1 protein-coding gene is annotated in these 467 nt (G+C 43.7%); it reads right to left on the reverse strand.

The genetic code is table 11. The features are described 5' to 3' along the window. Nucleotides 1–418: reverse transcriptase domain-containing protein (locus DF185_RS24885; protein WP_133250152.1), on the reverse strand; the 418-nt coding region annotated here is incomplete at its 3' end. Nucleotides 419–467 lie beyond the last annotated feature (49 nt).

A 467-nucleotide genomic window follows, 5' to 3' on the forward strand; every position in this document is an offset into this window, starting at 1 on the left:
CACGTCGTTTGCTTGATAGACGGATATCTCGCCTACGCCATAAATGACGCAAGTTGGTAAAAGCTAGTCGAGCCTTCTGTATCCGTGCTGAGATTTCGTCACACACCAGACCACAAGGGCTGATGAGACTTCCAAGATAAGTGAAGCGGTCGACACGCTCAACTACTTCACTCCCTATCATTAGTTCGGGTGTCAATGCAACCCAATCCTGAAGCAACATTTTACATTTCGAGGGAGAGAATCGCATCCCGAACATGCTTGCATTGTTGCTTAGAGTGGTCAGAAGACTCTGAATTTTGTCAGCGTCTTCACCAAATAAAACTATGTCATCAGCATATTCTAAGTCAACAAGTAAATCTCCCGGTAAAAGTTCAACTCCTGGAAATTTAGATGAAGAAAATGTTGTCTCTGAAAGCACGTGTCAACGACAAAGTCATATAAGAATAGAGAGAGTGGACAGTCCTGAC

Source organism: Marinifilum breve, from assembly GCF_003202155.1.
In the GTDB taxonomy this organism is placed as follows: domain Bacteria; phylum Bacteroidota; class Bacteroidia; order Bacteroidales; family Marinifilaceae; genus Marinifilum; species Marinifilum breve.